The sequence below is a fragment of the Novosphingobium beihaiense genome (assembly GCF_022832375.1).
Taxonomy (GTDB): domain Bacteria; phylum Pseudomonadota; class Alphaproteobacteria; order Sphingomonadales; family Sphingomonadaceae; genus Novosphingobium; species Novosphingobium beihaiensis.
The window spans coordinates 121,885-137,758 of the sequence record NZ_JALHLG010000014.1; the positions used below are offsets into that span (position 1 = coordinate 121,885).

Here is a 15,874-nt window from a genome sequence, read left to right on the forward strand (position 1 = left end):
ATTAGCTGAAAATCTCTGGATCAATTTGGCCTTTCCGTCCCCTGCTTCGCAGCCATTCCGTGGAATCGCGTTGGAACAGTGTGGCGACGGACAACAGGTAGATAGTGGAGGCGATTATTGATGCCACGACATAAAAAGGGCCGAGTGCGATATAATTTTCATAGTGCCATACCTGATTTACCAGACCTACGGCAGTCAACCCGACGAGCAACCACTTGGCAACATTGCTTGCACGGCGTGCGATGGTGAACCAGAAGATCAGATTGTAGGCTGCAACCCAGATGATGCCGATAAGGGGCGATGCGGCAGTCTGCCCGCTCTGAACAGCGTGCTGTCTTATGTCTTCAAATGAAATCAGTATCGCAAGAGCGCCAATCATTGCGGCAAGCAAGATCAGCCATTCAAACATCCTGATCGATTTTGGACGGGGTGTTCTCACAGCGGGGTGAAGTCCAGCCCGATATCGGCGGCAGGTGCGCTTTGCGTGAGGCGGCCCACCGAGACGTAGGTGACGCCGGTGGCGGCGATGGGGCCGATGGTGGAGAGGTTCACGCCGCCCGAGGCTTCGGTGGGTACGCGCCCGGCGGTGAGGGCCACGGCTTCGCGCAGCATGTCCGGGCCCATGTTGTCGAGCAGCAGGTGGTGCGCGCCGGCGGCGATGGCCGGTTCGATCTGTTCGAGATGATCGACCTCGCAGACGATCTGCGCCACGCCTGCCGCTTTCGCGCGCGCGACCGCCGGGCCGACGCCGCCCGCGACCAGCACATGGTTGTCCTTGATCATCGCCGCATCCCACAGGCCCATGCGGTGGTTCTGCGCGCCGCCCATGCGGGTGGCGTACTTTTCGAGGTGGCGCAGGCCCGGGATCGTCTTGCGCGTGTCCAGCAGCGTGGCGTGGCCGTTCATCGCCTCGACGTATTCGCGGGTCATCGTCGCAATGCCGGACAAATGCTGGACGGTGTTGAGCGCCGAGCGTTCGGCGGTCAGCATCGCCCGGGCGTTGCCGGTCAGGCGCATGAGGTGGGTGCGAGGCTCCACCCGGGCGCCTTCGGCCACGAGGATCTCGATTTCCATGGCCGGATCGAGCGTGCGGAAAAAGGCCGCCGCGATGGGCAGGCCTGCCACGGTGACGGCATCGCGCGAGTCCATGACGCCGGAAAACCGCGCCTCCGCGTCGATCACGCTTTCCGATGTGACGTCATGACCGCCACCGGGAAGGCCGGTGCCGAGGTCTTCGGCTAGGGTTGCATCGACGAAGGCGGCGAGATCGAAGCCCGGAATTGAGAATGCGTCCATGGCCCGGTTCTCTTGCGCATCGCCGCGCGATTGTCGAGGGTGCGCCGGATGAACGATTGCCGAAAGACCGCGGTATCGTTAGCTTTTGGGCCATGCATCCCGAACTGCTCCACGCGGCGGAAGATCCGCAGGCCGAACGTGCCCTGCCGTGGTACGCGCACACGTATACGCAAGTGCTGATCGCCATCGTGGCGGGGGCTGCGCTCGGGTATTTCTTCCCGGCGGCGGGCGAGGCGTTCAAGCCGCTGGGCGACGGGTTCGTGCATCTCGTCAAGATGATCATCGCGCCGGTCATTTTCCTCTCGATCGTTACCGGCATTGCCGGGATGCGCGATCTGGGATCGGTGGGGCGCGTGGCCGCCAAGGCCTTTGCCTATTTCTTCGCCTTTTCGACAGTGGCCCTGTTCGTCGGGCTGATCGTGGCCAACGTGGTGCATCCGGGCGCCGGGCTCAATATCGATCCGGCCTCGCTCGATGCCTCGAAAGTGGCAGGTTATGCGGCCAGGGCGCATGAGAATACCATCGTCGGCTTCCTGCTGGGCGTGATTCCCGAAAGCCTGCTGTCGTCGCTGACCGACGGCAATATCCTGCAGACGCTGCTGGTGGCGATCCTGTTCGGCGTGGCACTGCCGCTGGTGGGGCCGCGCGGAGAGCGGATCATCGGTGCGCTGGAGGATCTTTCGCTGGTGGTCTTCCGCATCGTCGCCATCGTCATGAAGGCAGCGCCGCTCGGCGCGTTCGGGGCCATGGCCTATACGATTGGCAAGCACGGCGTCGAATCGCTGGCGAATCTCGTGTTCCTGGTGGGCACGTTCTATTTCACCTCGATCCTGTTCGTAGTGGTCGTGCTCGGCATGGTGTCGCTGTGGGCCGGATTTTCGATTTTCCGGCTGATCGCCTACCTCAAGGCCGAGTTGCTGCTGGTACTGGGCACATCGTCTTCGGAAAGTGCGCTGCCGCTGCTGATCGAGAAGATGGAGCGTGCCGGATGTTCGCGGCCGGTGGCCGGGCTGGTGATCCCCACCGGCTATTCGTTCAATCTCGACGGGACCAATATCTACATGACGCTGGCCGCGCTGTTCATCGCGCAGGCTTGCAACGTGCACCTCTCGATCGGTGAGCAATTTCTGCTGCTGGGCGTGGCCATGCTCTCGTCCAAGGGCGCGGCGGGAGTGACGGGGGCCGGGTTCGTGACGCTGGCCGCGACGCTATCCATCGTGCCGTCGGTGCCGGTGGCGGGGATGACGCTGATTCTGGGCGTGGACCGCTTCATGAGCGAATGCCGCGCGCTGACCAATTTCATCGGCAATGCCGTGGCCTCGGTCGTGGTGTCGCGCTGGGAAGGCCAGCTCGATCATGCGAAGCTCAAGGCCGCGTTGTCCGGGAACCTGCCGGAGGAACCGGCCGTTGCGGCGCATGCCCCGGTTTTGCCGCCGCAGGAGGCGGGCGAACCCGCAGCGTCCTGAACGGCAGCCGGGCGATTCCACCTCAAAGTTCATAGCCCTTCTTCGTCATGGCGAGGAGGCGAAGCCGGCGAAGCAATCCAGGGCCGGTCAAACCGCCCTGGATCGCTTCGCCCGCGGCTCGCAATGAGGAAGGGAAAGAAGGCTTCGGGTTCAGTCCATGATGCCCGCGGCCGCCAGCACCGCGCTGGTCAGCACGTCGGGCGCGATCGAGGTCATCGGCACGATCTGCACCGGCTTTTCCATGCCCAGCAGCATCGGGCCGATGTTGGTCGCCCCGCCGATCTCGCGCAGCAGCTTGGCCGAGATATTGGCCGATTGCAGCCCGGGCATGATCAGCACGTTGGCCGGCGCCGAAAGGCGGCAGAACGGGTAGAGCGCCATGATCTTCGGGTTGAGCGCGGCATCGGGCGCCATGTCGCCATCGTACTCGAAGCCGGGATTCTGGGCGTCGAGGATGTGGACGGCATCGCGGATGGTGTCGAGCCACTTGCCCGAAGGGTTGCCGAAGGTCGAATAGCTGAGGAACGCGACGCGCGGTTCGTGGCCCAGCTTGCGGGCGACGGCGGCGGTCTCGGTGGCGATCACCGCCAGTTCCTCGGCGTTCGGGCGCTCGTTGATGGTGGTATCGGCCATGAACACCGTGTGGTTCTTGCCGACCAGCATATGGATGCCGAAAGGCAGCTTGCCCTCGGCCGGATCGAGCACGCGGCGCACGTCCTTCATCGAATGCGCGAAGGGGCGGGTCATGCCGGTGATCATGGCATCGCCCACGCCCAGCTTGAGCAGGCCCGAGGCGAAGACGTTGCGGTCCGTATTGCACATGCGCAGCACGTCGCGCTGCAGGAAGCCGCGGCGCTTGAGGCGCTCGTAGAGCATCTCCACCATCGGTGCGACATGTTCGGAGACCATCGCGTTTTCGATCTGGTAGCTTTCCGGATCGGCCACGCCCAGCTCGCCCATCAGGTCGAGGATGTTCTGCGTGCGGCCGACCAGAACCGGCTCGCCATAGCCGAAATCGCGGTACTGGATGGCGGCGCGCAGCACCACTTCATTGTCCGCTTCGGCGAAGATCACCCGCTTCGGGTTCGCCTTGACCTGGGCATAGACCTTGCTGAGCACCGACGTGGTCGGGTTGAGGCGGGCCTTCAGCTCGTGGCGGTAGGCCTCGAAATCCTCGATCGGTTTTTGCGCGACGCCCGAATCCATGGCCGCCTTGGCGACGGCGGACGGCACCACTTCCATCAGGCGCGGGTCGAACGGCGCCGGGATGATGTATTCGCGGCCGAACTGCTGGGTTTCGCCGTAAGCCGCGGCGACTTCCTCGGGCACCTGCTGGCGGGCCAGCTCGGCGATGGCGTGGGCGGCAGCGATCTTCATTTCTTCGTTGATCGCGGTCGCATGCACGTCCAGCGCGCCGCGGAAGATGAAGGGGAAGCCCAGCACGTTGTTGACCTGGTTCGGATAGTCCGAACGGCCGGTGGCGACGATCGCGTCCGGGCGCACTTCCTTGACTTCGGGCGGAGTGATTTCGGGGTCCGGGTTGGCCATCGCGAAGATGATCGGCTCGGGCGCCATGCCCTGGACCATCTCCTGCGTGACGGCGCCCTTGGCCGAAAGGCCGAGGCACACGTCGGCGCCCTGCAGCGCTTCGGTCAGCGTGCGCTTGTCGGTCATGACGGCATGGGCGGACTTGAACTGGTCGACATTCTCGCGGCCGGGATAGATCACCCCGCGCGTGTCGCAGACCAGCACGTTCTCGTGCCGCACGCCCAGCGACTTGATCAGCGAGGTGCAGGCCAGCGCCGAGGCGCCCGCGCCGTTCACCACGACCTTGATCTCTTCCAGCTTGCGCCCGGTCAGGTGGCAGGCATTGATCAGACCGGCGGCGGCGATGATCGCGGTGCCGTGCTGGTCGTCGTGCATCACCGGGATGTTCATCCGCTCGCGCAGCGCCTGCTCGATGATGAAGCACGCGGGGGCCTTGATGTCCTCCAGATTGATGCCGCCGAAGCTCGGCTCCATCAGCGCGACCGCTTCGATGATCGCGTCGGTATCCTCGGTGGCCAGCTCGATATCGATGGAATCGACATCGGCGAAGCGCTTGAACAGCACCGCCTTGCCTTCCATCACCGGCTTGGAGGCGAGGGCACCGAGATTGCCCATGCCCAGGATCGCGGTGCCGTTGGAGATCACGGCGACGAGGTTGCCCTTGGCGGTGTAGTCGTAAGCGGTGGCCGGATTGTCGGCGATGGCCTGCACCGGAACGGCGACGCCGGGCGAATAGGCCAGCGAAAGATCGCGCTGGGTCGCCATCGGCTTGCTGGCGACGATCTCGATCTTACCGGGGCGGATCGTCTCGTGATAGAACAGCGCTTCGCGCTCGGTGAACTGGACCTTGCTTTTCTCGGACAAGCTAAATCTCCTGCATTCGCCGGAGCCCCTAACGGATGTTCGCGCGACACGATAGGGGAAAGGACAGATCGCGTGCTTCACAAGAACCGATCACCGGCGCTAACGCTGCCGGGCATGAGCGGTGTTTCCAGCAAGCAGAGCGCAACCCCGATGATGGCCCAGTACCTCGCCCTGCGCGAGGAGGCGGGCGATTGCCTTTTGTTCTACCGCATGGGCGACTTCTTCGAGCTGTTTTTCGACGATGCGAAGAAGGCCGCCGCGATCCTCGATATCGCGCTCACCACGCGCGGCGAGCACAACGGGGCGCCGATCCCGATGTGCGGCGTGCCGGTGCATTCGGCGGAAAGCTATCTCGCGCGCCTGATCAAGGGCGGGTGCCGCGTCGCCATTGCCGAACAGACCGAAACGCCCGCCGAAGCCAAGGAGCGCGCCAGAAAGGAAGGCCGGGCTTCCAAGGCGCTGGTGGCGCGCGATATCGTGCGCTTCGTCACCGCGGGCACGCTGACCGAGGAAGCCCTGCTGGAGCCGCGCCGGGCCAATGTGCTGGCAGCGGCCTGCGCCATGCGCGGTCTGGTGGGAATTGCCGCCTGCGATATCTCCACCGGCCAGATGGAGCTGGAGGAATGCGCGCCGGACCGCCTCGGCGCCACGCTGGCGCGGCTGGGGGCGAGCGAGCTGGTGGTGCCCGATGGCTGGGAACTGGCGCCAGAGAATGCGATTGCGCGTTCGGGCCATGAATTCTCGTCCGAAGGGGGCGAGGAGCGGCTGAAGCTGATCCACGGCGTTGCCACGCTCGACGGGTTCGGCAGCTTCACCCGGCCGATGCTGGCGGCGGCGGGCGGGCTGATCGCCTATCTCGATCATGTCGGACGCGGCAGCCTGCCGCTGCTGCTGCCGCCGCAGGCCCGCGCGGGCGAGGCGACGCTGGCGATGGACGAGGCGACGCGCGCCAGTCTCGAAATCCTCGAATCCGCGCAGGGCGGGCGCCGGGGCAGCCTGATCGATGCGATCGACCGCTGCGTGACCGGCGCGGGCGCGCGCCAGCTGGCCGAGGACTTGTCCGCCCCGCTGACCGACCGCACTGCGATCGCCGAGCGGCTGGAGCTGGTCGAATGGCTCCACGACGATGCCCTGCTGCGCGAGGATCTGCGCGCGGCCTTGCGCGCGCTGCCCGATGTCGGCCGTGCGCTGGGCCGTATCGTTGCGGGCCGCGGCAGCCCGCGCGATCTCGGGCAGTTGCGCGACGGCCTTTCGGGCGCGCGGGTAGTGGCGGACAGGCTCGCCCGGCGCGACGATCTGCCGGTGTTGTTCGAAACGCTGCTGCCGGGGCTGAGCGGGCACGGCGCGCTCGTCGATCATTTCGAACGAGCGCTGGTGCCCGCGCCGCCGACCGAGCGTGGGCAGGGCGGCTACATCGCCGAAGGGTATGACTCCGCGCTGGACGAACTGCGCGTCATGTCCGGCAATGCCCGCCGCGCCATCGCTGCGCTGGAGACGAAATACCGCGAGGAAACGGGCGTCGCCGCGCTCAAGATCAAGCATAACAATGTGCTGGGCTACTTCATCGAAGTCCCCTCGCGCCATGCCGACAAGCTGATGGAGCCGGACAGCGGCTTCTCGCACCGCCAGACGATGGCAGGCGCGATGCGCTTCAATGCGCTGGCGCTGCACGAGGAAGCCAGCCGCATCACCGAAGCGGGTGCCCATGCGCTGGCTGCCGAGGAAGCGCATTTCGAGAGTCTGGTCGCCGAGGCCGTGGCGGCCCGGCGCGAGATCGCCCGCACGGCGGCGGCTCTTGCCCGCATCGACGTGGCCGCAGGGCAGGCTGAGCGCGCGGCCGAAGGCGGCTGGACGCGCCCGCATGTGGTCGAAGGGCTCTCGCTGGATATCGAGGGCGGGCGGCATCCCGTGGTCGAGGCCGCGCTCATGGCGCAGAGCGAGCGCTTCGTCGCCAACGATTGCCGGCTGGGCACGCATGACCGGCTCTGGCTGATCGGCGGCCCGAACATGGGCGGTAAATCGACGTTCCTGCGCCAGAACGCGCTGATCGTGCTGCTCGCGCAGGCGGGCGGCTTCGTGCCCGCCAAGGCCGCGCGGATCGGCATGGTGGACCGCCTGTTCAGCCGCGTGGGCGCATCGGACAATCTCGCGCGCGGCCGCTCGACTTTCATGGTCGAGATGGTGGAAACCGCCGCGATTCTCGCACAGGCCACCGAAAGCAGCTTCGTCATCCTCGACGAAGTGGGGCGCGGCACGTCCACCTATGACGGCCTTGCGCTGGCCTGGGCCGTGGCCGAGGCCGTGCACGAGAGCAACCGCTGCCGCTGCCTTTTCGCCACGCACTATCACGAACTGGCCCGGCTGGCGGAGACCTGCGAGGCGCTGTCGCTCCACCATGTCCGCGCGCGCGAGTGGAAAGGCGATCTCGTCCTGCTGCACGAACTGGCCGAAGGTCCGGCCGATCGCAGCTACGGCCTCGCCGTCGCGCGGCTGGCGGGCGTTCCGCCCAAAGTGATCAGCCGGGCGAAATCGGTGCTGGAAAAGCTGGAAAAGGGCCGTGCCGAAACCGGCGGTCTGGCGGCGGGGCTGGGCGACCTGCCGCTGTTCGCCGCCGCCGAAGACGCGCGCGAGGAACAGTGCGATACCCTGCGCGACAAGCTGCGCGAGATGGATGTCGATGCGCTGGCCCCGCGCGATGCGCTGGAGATCCTCTACGATCTCAAGCGCGAGGCCGGTACCGAATCTTAACCCCGGCCATGGCATCGTGCCGATCGTCATGATCAGCACGCTCGGCCCCCGCATGAACACCGTGTTCGGCAGCCGCTGGAAAGCGGTGTGGTGGAGCGCGGGTGTCCTGCTGACCGCCTACTGCTCGGTGCCTTCGGCGCAGCAGGACAAGGCGGCGGATGGCGGCAAGGGACAGGCCGATGCCGCCGCAGCGGTGGTCAGTGCGATCAAGGGCTCGCCGTCAAAGCCGGAGAAGCACGTCAATCCCTGGGCCAAGAAGCCGCAGGGCTGACTTTCCGGGTCAAACAGCCTCAGAGACCCTTCCGTCCGAATCCGGTGGCACGGCGGCCGGCCGGGGGCGGGGCGGACGTTTCCTGCGATGCTGCTGCGGTCTGGCCGCTGCGATAGGTGTCCAGCGCTCTGGCGATAGCGGCATTTTCACGGTCTTCGCGTTGTGCGCCGGCTTCGAACTCTCTCGGCACATTGCCCGTGCGATAGTTTATGGCGGATCGTGCCTTTGCCGCGCGCTGCAGCGAGTCGCCGCCGAAGATTTCGTCATAGTCGAAGGCTTCTTTGCTGCCGACGCAGCCGAGTGCGATGGTAAGCGCGAAATCGAGAAGGCCGATCAGCAGCGAGCCTGAGGATAGGGTGTGCAGGGCAGCAGGCCCTTTGGTCAGGGCTCCGCTTGATAAAACCATGATAAGCATGAGGATCTGTAGACCTTGCGCGGTCCATGGCAGCCATACGGGCCAGCCGATATCCCGGCAGCGCCCCATCATTACGAAGCGGAACCAGATGCTGAGCGGCAAAATGGCCAGCATCAGCGCGATACCCATCGCGTATTCCCGGGTGGCAATACCAACCAAGCCCAGAACCAGCAGCACAGGCACGCCGATCATGTAGACCGCGAACCGGCGCCAGTAGCCGCCCTGACCGATTTTGCCGCGATTATCCGCAGGTAATGGCACGATGCTCCTCCCTGTTTGACAAGGAGGAGCAATAGAGAGTGTCTGGATAACGCTTGGTTTAATCTTACAGATATTTAATCTGGTATTCGCCTGTTACCGGCTCGGCACCGGCGTTTCGCCCGAATAGTCGTAGAAGCCCTTGCCGGTCTTGCGGCCGTACCATCCGGCCTCGACGTATTTCTGCAGCAGCGGCGCGGGGCGGTACTTGGGATCGCCGGTGGTGGCCTGGAACACTTTCATGATCTCGTAGAGCGTATCGAGACCCACGAAGTCGGCCAGCGTCAGCGGCCCCATCGGGTGATTGGCGCCGAGCTGCATGCCCGCGTCGATATCCTCCACCGAGGCGAGGCCTTCGCCCAGCACGAAGATCGCCTCGTTGAGCAGCGGGCACAGGATGCGGTTGACCACGAAGCCCGGCGCATCGCCCGCGAGCACCACCGTCTTGCCCAGCTTCTCGCCGAAGGCCTTCATCCGGTCCGTGGTGTCCTGCGAGGTGGCAAGGCCGGGAATCACTTCGACGAGGCCCATGACCGGCACCGGATTGAAGAAGTGCATTCCGCAGAAACGCGCCGGATCGGGCGACTGCGCGGCCATGCGGGTGATCGGGATCGAGCTGGTGTTGGAGGCCATGATCGCGCCGTCTTTCAGCACTTGGCCCGCCGCTTCGAAGATCTTGGCCTTGATATCCTCGCGCTCGGTCGCGGCCTCGATAATGAGGTCGCAGCCGGAAAGGCCGGAATAGTCGCCCACCGGGGTGATGCGCGCGAGCAGCGCATCGGCATCGGCCTCAGTCATCTTTTCCTTGGCGACGAGGCGCGAGAGGCTCTTGGCGATCCCGGCCTTGCCCTTTTCGGCGACTTCTAGGCTCACGTCGGTCAGGACCACGTCCATGCCTTTGCCCGCCACGGTCTGGGCAATGCCCGATCCCATGATGCCCGCGCCGATGATGCCGACTGTCTGCACGCTAAACTCCCTCTCGCTGCTGTCCGGATTCGCGCAAGGCCTGCGGGCCTCGCGTCCGGCGCGGGACTCTAGCGGTTCTGTCCGGGCACCCAAAGCACGTCGTCGGCCCCATTGGCATTAACCGCCCGGGCGAGGACGAAGAGATAGTCGCTCAGCCGGTTGATATAGGCGAGCGCAGCCGGGTTCACCGGTTCCGAGGCGGCCAGCGCGGCGGCCTTGCGTTCGGCGCTGCGGGTGGCGGCGCGGGCGATGTGGACGCGTGCGGCGGCTTCGCTGCCGCCGGGCAGGATGAAGCTTCTGAGCGGCTGGAGGTCTGCGTTGATCGCATCGATCGCACTTTCGAGCCATTCGGCCTGCGCGCTCACCATCCGCAGCGTCATTTCGCCCGGCGTGAAATCCTCGCCCGGTGTGGCGAGATCGGCGCCGAGATCGAACAGGTCGTTCTGGATGCGCGTCAGCGTGGCGGCGTGGGGCGAGCCGGAAAGGGCGCAGACGGCCAGCCCGATAGCGCTGTTCGCCTCGTCCACCGCGCCGATGGCTTCCATGCGTGCGGCGTGCTTGGGCTGGCGCGATCCGTCGACAAGGCCGGTGGTCCCGTCGTCGCCGGTGCGGGTGTAGATCTTGTTCAGCCGGACCATGGATTCAGACCTCGGTGATTGTTGGAGCCGTTCCCGTTCGTGTCGAGCGAAGTCGAGACACGTCGCGCACTGGTGTCTCGACTTCGCCCGGCACGAACGGAGACGTCAAAGCGTCATCTGCTAGTGCGTCATCGCCAGCAAGATGGCGCAGACGAGCACGGCGGCGGCCTGATACTTGATGCGGTTGAACATCATCTTGTTCTGCAACACCTGGTTCGGCGTTGGCCCCACCGCGTTCGGATCGCGGTTGAGGTCTTCCTTGGTGCTGCTGAGGAAAGCGGCGATGCCGCGAACCAGACTGACCACGACCATGATCATCAGCACGACAATGATGGGGACAAGAATATAGTTCATGTCCCCGTATCTAGGGCTTGTGACAGCGAAATGCCAGCCGGGAAGCGGCCTGCGCGCAGCGCATCGGCGATGGCACGGCCATCCTCGCCAGCCCGCCGCCGGTCTCCCAGCGAAGGTGAACCGCGCCGCTTGGCCAGCTTCCGGCCGTCCGCTTCCACCAGCAGGCCATGGTGATGCCAGACCGGCACCGGCAGTTCGAGCAGCGCCTGCAGCAGGCGGTGGACATGGCTGGCCGGAAACAGGTCCATCCCGCGCGTGACCAGCGTGATCCCGTCCGCCGCATCGTCCAGCGTGGCGGCCAGGTGATAGCTGGCGGGCAGATCCTTGCGTAGCAGCACAACGTCGCCGAAGACCTGCGGCGTGGCGGCCTGTGGCCCGGCCCGCTCGTCCATCCATTCGAGCGGTCCGGCGATTTCCATGGCGCGGGTGACGTCAAGCCGCCAGGCGGCGCCTTCAGGGTCCACCTCCCGGTGGCGGCAAGTGCCGGGGTAGACCGGCCCGTCCGGCCCCATGGCAGTCGCGGCGGCGGCGATTTCGGCGCGGGTGCAGCGGCAGGGGTAGAGCAGGCCCATGGCCTTGAGCCGCTCGCCCGCCTGCGCATAGCTGGCCAGCCGGTGCGACTGGAACGCCACTTCGCCATCCCATCCCAGCCCCAGCCATTCAAGATCGCGCAGGAATTCCTCGACGAATTCGGGGCGGCTGCGCGCGCCGTCGATATCCTCGATCCGCAGGCGGAACGTGCCGTCCCCTTCGCGCGCCAGATCGTGGGCCACTACGGCGGCATAGGCATGGCCCAGATGCAGTGGGCCGTTGGGGCTGGGAGCGAAGCGGGTCACGGTCATGACCCGTTCTGCTTACCGCGCCGGAGCCGCGCTGCAAGATGCACAAGCTGAGGCCCTGCGGCGAATCAGGTCTGTGGATTGTCAGCGTGTTGCCATATTGCCAGCTTGACGGAGTCTCGCGCAAATGCTGGATATACTCTTATGCATTGCCATCAAACCGCAATGGCGGCCTGCGACAGGAGGCCATGCTCAAGTCGGAGCTGATAGAGCGCGCGGCCCGGTTCCGCAGCGCGGAGGATGATCCCTCCCGAAGTCTTTCAGACTGTCCTGCTCTGGTGTTGAACGCGGATTACACGCCGCTTTCCTATTATCCGCTCAGCCTCTGGCCCTGGCAGACCGTGATCAAGGCGGTGGTGCTGGAACGGGTGGATATCGTTTCCAGCTATGACCGTGCGGTCCATTCGCCGAACTGGACGATGCAGATCCCGTCGGTGATCGCGCTGCGGCAATATGTGAAGCCCAGCGAATTCCCAGCCTTCACCCGCTTCAACTTGTTCCTGCGGGACCGGTTTTCCTGCCAGTATTGCGGCAGCCCGCATAACCTGACGTTCGATCACGTCGTCCCGCGCCGTCTGGGCGGCAAGACGAGCTGGGAAAACATCCTCACCGCCTGCGCGCCGTGCAATCTCAAGAAGGGCGGCCGCACGCCCAAGCAGGCGCACATGCCCCCGCTGGTGCCGCCGATCCGCCCGACGAGCTGGCAATTGCAGGAACGCGGCAAGGCTTTTCCGCCGAACTACCTGCACGAAACCTGGCGCGACTGGCTCTATTGGGACATCGAGCTGGAGGCGTAGGCTTCTGGTGCTTGACGGAGGCGATGAATCATGACCCCGACGCAACTGCTTGCTCCCACCTATGGGCAGATGTTGCGAGCGCTCTCGGGCTGGCTCGATAAAGCGCAGAAGCAGCTTGCCGGGGCGGAAGCCGAGGCCCTACTGTCGGAGCGGCTGGCGCCGGACATGTATCCGCTTTCCAGCCAGATCCGCTTCATTTGCTTGCAGGCGCAGGAGGCCACGTTCCGGCTGCGCGGCGAGCTGGTTCCCGAACGGCTGGACGAACTGGCGGCGGAAGGGCGCGGCGCGGGCGAGCAGCCGGGGGATCGAGCTGGGCAAGGCGGACTACGTGCCGCACATGTTCGCCTATCTCCGGCCGGAGACTGCCGAGCAGGGCTGAGCGCGCAGTCTACTCTTCGTTGTCCACCCCAGCATCCACGGCGCTCGACACCGCCACGTCCATCGTCACATTGCCGACGGTGCGCATGATGTCGGGCAGCATTTCCACCGCCACCAGAATCCCCAGCGGCCAGAGCGGCACGCCCATGGCCGCCGCGATCGGGCCGGTAGAGGCGATGAAGCTGAGCGTGCCGGGCAGCGAGACGGTGCCGAAAGTCGTTACGAAAGCCACCAGCACGCCCGCCGCGATGGCCATCGGCGTCAGCGTGTGCCCCGCCAGATGCGCGGCGTAGATGGCAACGCCCATGTTCATCGCCGGGCCGGTCGAGCGGAACAGCGTGACGGCGAGTGGCAGCACGAATTCGCTGGTGGTGTTGCGCACTTCCAGCCTGCGGCAGGAGGCCAGCATTGCGGGCAGGCTGGCGAGCGAGCTTTGGGTGGAGATGGCCACAACTTGCGCGGGCAGCACTGCACGGGTGAAAGCGCCCAGCCGCTTTCGGCCTGCCAGCACGGCCAGCGGATACGCACCCAGCAGGAACACCGCGCCCAGCGAGGCGACCAGCAGGATATAGTGCACCAGCGCTCCGATTGCTGCGAGGCCGCTGCTCGCCGCCAGCGACAGGCCGAGCGCGAAAACGCCCAGCGGCGCCACTTTCAGCACCCAGCCGATCACCACGATCATCGCGCCAGTCAGCCCTTCGAACAGCAGCGCCAGATGGCGGCGCGGTTCTTCCGCCAGCCGGGTGGTGGCCGTGGCGAACAGGGCGATGAACACGATCACCGGCAGCATCGCATCGTCGGCAGCGGCCGTGAAAACGTTGGAAGGCACCAGCGAACCGAGAAAGTCTCCAAAGCCGGGCAGTGGCGCATCCGGCGCAGCGGCGGCATGGGGCATGGCGATGGCCGGGGGCGGAAACAGCGCCAGGAACGCCGGCATCAGCACGCCGCCCAGGATCGCGCTTGCGGCCAGCACGCCGACGATCAGCCCCAGCGTGCGCTTGGCCATGGCCCCGGCATTGGCGGCGGCAGCGGTTTCGACGATGCCGGTGAACATCAGCCCAGCCACCAGCGGCAGGATCGTCATCTTCAGCGCCTTGAGCCAGAACGTGCCCAGCGGCCCGGCGATGTCGAGCAGGGGCGGCAGAACCGGCGAGCCTTTCAGCAGGACACCGGCCACCAGTCCGGCGATCAGCCCGCCCAGTGTCAGCATGCCCGGTACGCGAATTTCGGGCATGCGCCCGGCGCTGCTGGTCTGTGTCATGCGATCCCTTGTTGTGGTGCCTGCGCGGCCCGAAACGCGTGACATTACCAGCCCGCCGCGACATAGCAATTTTCCAGAAAGGTGGGAGGGTATAGAGCATAGCCATGAGCAAGCAGTTCTTCGGCACGGACGGCATTCGCGGCCGCACAAACCAGGGGGCGATGACCGCCGCCACCGCCATGAAAGTGGGCCAGGCGGCCGGCACCCGCTTCCTGCGCGGCACCCACCGCCACCGCGTGGTGATCGGCAAGGACACGCGGCTTTCGGGCTATATGCTGGAAAACGCGATGGTCGCGGGGTTCACCAGCGTCGGCATGGACGTGATCCTGCTCGGGCCGATGCCCACGCCCGCCGTGGCGCTGCTCACGCGCGAGCTGCGTGCCGATGTCGGCGTGATGATCTCGGCCAGCCACAACCCCTATGAGGACAACGGCATCAAGCTGTTCGGCCCCGACGGTTTCAAATTGTCGGACGAGGACGAGCTGGCGATCGAGGCGATGCTGGCGCAGGATCTGCCGCTCGCCGCGTCCGCCGATATCGGCCGGGCCCGCCGCATCGAGGACGCGCGCGGGCGCTATATTCACGCGGTAAAGGGCTCGCTGCCGTCCACCGTGCGGCTGGATGGGCTCAAGATCGCGGTCGATTGCGCCAATGGCGCGGCCTATCAGGTGGCGCCGTCCGCCTTCTGGGAACTGGGCGCGGAAACCATTGCCATCGGCGTCAGCCCCAACGGCAAGAACATCAACGACCGCTGCGGCTCCACTCATGTGGAGCTGCTGCAGGAGACGGTGGTTTCTTCCGGCGCCGACATCGGCATCGCGCTGGACGGCGATGCCGACCGGCTGATCGTGATCGACGAGAAGGGCCAGGTCGTCGATGGTGACCAGATCATGGCACTGATCGGCACCCAGCTCGCCGCGCGGGGGCAGTTGCGCGGCGGCGGCGTGGTGGCGACGGTCATGTCGAACCTCGGGCTGGAGCGGTTCCTGCAAGGGCAGGGGCTGACGCTCGAACGCACCAAGGTGGGGGACCGCCATGTGCTCGAACGCATGCGGCAGGGCGGCTTCAATCTTGGCGGCGAGCAGTCGGGCCACATGATCCTGCTCGATCATGCCACCACCGGGGACGGCACCGTGGCGGCGCTGCAGGTGCTGGCCGCGCTGGTCCAGTCCGGCAAGCGGGCGAGCGAGTTGCTGCATCTGTTCGATCCGGTGCCGCAACTGCTGCGCAACGTGCGCTTTGCGGGCGGCAAGCCGTTGGAAGTGCAGAGTGTGAAAGCCGCCATTGCCGACGCCGAGGCTTCGCTCGACGGCAGGGGGCGGCTGGTGATCCGCCCCTCCGGCACCGAGCCGGTCATCCGCGTCATGGCCGAGGGTGACGATGCCGGGGAAGTGGAGGCTGCTGTGGCCTCGATCTGTCAGGCCGTCGAAGAGGCTACCGCCTGATCCTTCGTCAGGCTCAGGATGAGCGGAGAAAAACATGCTGGAAATGCGCCCCGATTGTGAACGCTGCGGCACAGACTTGCCCGCCGAGGCGCCCGGCGCCTTCATCTGCAGCTTCGAATGCACGTTCTGCGCCGAATGTGCGGAGGATCTGGACGATCTGTGCCCCAACTGCGGCGGCGAACTCACCGACCGGCCGACGCGCGCGAAGAAGCACCACGATGCGCACCCGCCCTCGAAAGTGCGGCACTACAAGGGATAGGCCCTGAATTTGAGCCGCTCTTCCATTTTTCGTCATTCCTGCGCACGGGGGGATCCCGCTTTGATAGCACG

General features: G+C 65.7%; 16 protein-coding genes. 7 read left to right on the plus strand and 9 right to left on the minus strand.

Annotated features, from left to right (window positions below):
- Nucleotide 1: 1 nt before the first annotated feature.
- Together MTR66_RS12135 and nadC are read right to left on the minus strand one after the other, a co-directional pair.
- On the minus strand, nt 2-409 hold the full coding sequence (locus MTR66_RS12135) for a hypothetical protein (RefSeq protein WP_243921350.1): 408 nt from the start codon (nt 407-409) through the stop codon (nt 2-4).
- 26 nt (nt 410-435) lie between these two features.
- Nucleotides 436-1,296: a carboxylating nicotinate-nucleotide diphosphorylase gene (gene nadC, locus MTR66_RS12140; RefSeq protein ID WP_243921352.1), complete on the minus strand. Its 861-nt coding sequence runs from the start codon at nt 1,294-1,296 to the stop codon at nt 436-438.
- Nucleotides 1,297-1,388: 92 nt separating this feature from the next.
- Here nadC and MTR66_RS12145 point away from each other — a divergent pair, with 92 nt between their 5' ends.
- Entirely contained in the window at nt 1,389-2,762 is a 1,374-nt protein-coding gene (locus MTR66_RS12145) for a dicarboxylate/amino acid:cation symporter (RefSeq protein WP_243921354.1), read from the plus strand.
- A gap of 150 nt (nt 2,763-2,912) precedes the next feature.
- Here MTR66_RS12145 and MTR66_RS12150 read toward each other — a convergent pair whose 3' ends face one another.
- Nucleotides 2,913-5,174 carry an NADP-dependent malic enzyme gene (locus MTR66_RS12150; RefSeq protein ID WP_243921356.1) on the minus strand — a complete coding sequence of 754 codons (2,262 nt, stop codon included), beginning with the start codon at nt 5,172-5,174 and terminating at the stop codon, nt 2,913-2,915.
- Nucleotides 5,175-5,324: 150 nt separating this feature from the next.
- Between MTR66_RS12150 and mutS the strand changes: the two genes are divergently transcribed.
- A complete protein-coding gene (gene mutS / locus MTR66_RS12155; RefSeq protein WP_243921410.1) occupies nt 5,325-7,922 on the plus strand; it encodes a DNA mismatch repair protein MutS in 2,598 nt (865 codons plus the stop codon).
- Between the two features lie 16 nt (nt 7,923-7,938).
- Nucleotides 7,939-8,193: a hypothetical protein gene (locus MTR66_RS12160; RefSeq protein WP_243921358.1), complete on the plus strand. Its 255-nt coding sequence runs from the start codon at nt 7,939-7,941 to the stop codon at nt 8,191-8,193.
- A 19-nt stretch (nt 8,194-8,212) separates the two neighbouring features.
- Here the strand turns inward: MTR66_RS12160 and MTR66_RS12165 are convergent, their stop codons facing one another.
- The 5 genes from MTR66_RS12165 to gluQRS all read right to left on the minus strand — a co-directional run bounded on the left by MTR66_RS12165 (nt 8,213) and on the right by gluQRS (nt 11,666).
- Nucleotides 8,213-8,869 carry a hypothetical protein gene (locus MTR66_RS12165; protein ID WP_243921360.1) on the minus strand — a complete coding sequence of 219 codons (657 nt, stop codon included), beginning with the start codon at nt 8,867-8,869 and terminating at the stop codon, nt 8,213-8,215.
- Nucleotides 8,870-8,962: 93 nt separating this feature from the next.
- Nucleotides 8,963-9,832 (minus strand): 3-hydroxyacyl-CoA dehydrogenase family protein, encoded by an 870-nt coding sequence (locus MTR66_RS12170; protein WP_243921362.1) that lies wholly within the window; start codon nt 9,830-9,832, stop codon nt 8,963-8,965.
- 68 nt (nt 9,833-9,900) lie between these two features.
- Nucleotides 9,901-10,470, minus strand: a complete 570-nt coding sequence (locus tag MTR66_RS12175) for a cob(I)yrinic acid a,c-diamide adenosyltransferase (RefSeq protein WP_243921364.1) — start codon at nt 10,468-10,470, stop codon at nt 9,901-9,903.
- 120 nt (nt 10,471-10,590) lie between these two features.
- Nucleotides 10,591-10,824 carry a hypothetical protein gene (locus MTR66_RS12180; protein WP_243921366.1) on the minus strand — a complete coding sequence of 78 codons (234 nt, stop codon included), beginning with the start codon at nt 10,822-10,824 and terminating at the stop codon, nt 10,591-10,593.
- Nucleotides 10,821-11,666, minus strand: a complete 846-nt coding sequence (gluQRS, locus tag MTR66_RS12185; protein ID WP_243921368.1) for a tRNA glutamyl-Q(34) synthetase GluQRS — start codon at nt 11,664-11,666, stop codon at nt 10,821-10,823. The genes MTR66_RS12180 and gluQRS overlap by 4 nt, the downstream gene beginning before the upstream one ends.
- A 185-nt stretch (nt 11,667-11,851) precedes the next feature.
- Here gluQRS and MTR66_RS12190 point away from each other — a divergent pair, with 185 nt between their 5' ends.
- Nucleotides 11,852-12,460, plus strand: a complete 609-nt coding sequence (locus MTR66_RS12190; protein ID WP_243921370.1) for an HNH endonuclease — start codon at nt 11,852-11,854, stop codon at nt 12,458-12,460.
- Nucleotides 12,461-12,490: 30 nt separating this feature from the next.
- Entirely contained in the window at nt 12,491-12,928 is a 438-nt protein-coding gene (locus MTR66_RS12195) for a DUF1993 family protein (RefSeq protein ID WP_407673046.1), read from the plus strand.
- Here the strand turns inward: MTR66_RS12195 and MTR66_RS12200 are convergent.
- Entirely contained in the window at nt 12,849-14,099 is a 1,251-nt protein-coding gene (locus tag MTR66_RS12200; RefSeq protein WP_243921372.1) for a dicarboxylate/amino acid:cation symporter, read from the minus strand. The genes MTR66_RS12195 and MTR66_RS12200 overlap by 80 nt on opposite strands.
- Before the next feature lie 104 nt (nt 14,100-14,203).
- Here MTR66_RS12200 and glmM point away from each other — a divergent pair, with 104 nt between their 5' ends.
- Both glmM and MTR66_RS12210 read left to right on the plus strand, forming a co-directional pair.
- Complete coding sequence (glmM, locus tag MTR66_RS12205; RefSeq protein ID WP_243921374.1) at nt 14,204-15,544, plus strand: phosphoglucosamine mutase; 1,341 nt, start codon at nt 14,204-14,206, stop codon at nt 15,542-15,544.
- Nucleotides 15,545-15,578: 34 nt separating this feature from the next.
- A complete protein-coding gene (locus MTR66_RS12210; RefSeq protein ID WP_243921376.1) occupies nt 15,579-15,803 on the plus strand; it encodes a DUF1272 domain-containing protein in 225 nt (74 codons plus the stop codon).
- Nucleotides 15,804-15,874: the final 71 nt, after the last annotated feature.

What these genes read in the sequence shown, in the direction of transcription:
- glmM (WP_243921374.1), top strand. Translation starts at nt 14,204, where the DNA reads ATGAGCAAGCAGTTCTTCGGCACGGACGGCATTCGCGGCCGCACAAAC.
- MTR66_RS12195 (WP_407673046.1), top strand. Translation starts at nt 12,491, where the DNA reads ATGACCCCGACGCAACTGCTTGCTCCCACCTATGGGCAGATGTTGCGA.
- MTR66_RS12190 (WP_243921370.1), top strand. Translation starts at nt 11,852, where the DNA reads ATGCTCAAGTCGGAGCTGATAGAGCGCGCGGCCCGGTTCCGCAGCGCG.
- MTR66_RS12175 (WP_243921364.1), bottom strand. Translation starts at nt 10,470, where the DNA reads ATGGTCCGGCTGAACAAGATCTACACCCGCACCGGCGACGACGGGACC.
- MTR66_RS12145 (WP_243921354.1), top strand. Translation starts at nt 1,389, where the DNA reads ATGCATCCCGAACTGCTCCACGCGGCGGAAGATCCGCAGGCCGAACGT.
- gluQRS (WP_243921368.1), bottom strand. Translation starts at nt 11,666, where the DNA reads ATGACCGTGACCCGCTTCGCTCCCAGCCCCAACGGCCCACTGCATCTG.
- MTR66_RS12200 (WP_243921372.1), bottom strand. Translation starts at nt 14,099, where the DNA reads ATGACACAGACCAGCAGCGCCGGGCGCATGCCCGAAATTCGCGTACCG.
- mutS (WP_243921410.1), top strand. Translation starts at nt 5,325, where the DNA reads ATGATGGCCCAGTACCTCGCCCTGCGCGAGGAGGCGGGCGATTGCCTT.
- MTR66_RS12135 (WP_243921350.1), bottom strand. Translation starts at nt 409, where the DNA reads ATGTTTGAATGGCTGATCTTGCTTGCCGCAATGATTGGCGCTCTTGCG.
- nadC (WP_243921352.1), bottom strand. Translation starts at nt 1,296, where the DNA reads ATGGACGCATTCTCAATTCCGGGCTTCGATCTCGCCGCCTTCGTCGAT.
- MTR66_RS12180 (WP_243921366.1), bottom strand. Translation starts at nt 10,824, where the DNA reads ATGAACTATATTCTTGTCCCCATCATTGTCGTGCTGATGATCATGGTC.
- MTR66_RS12210 (WP_243921376.1), top strand. Translation starts at nt 15,579, where the DNA reads ATGCTGGAAATGCGCCCCGATTGTGAACGCTGCGGCACAGACTTGCCC.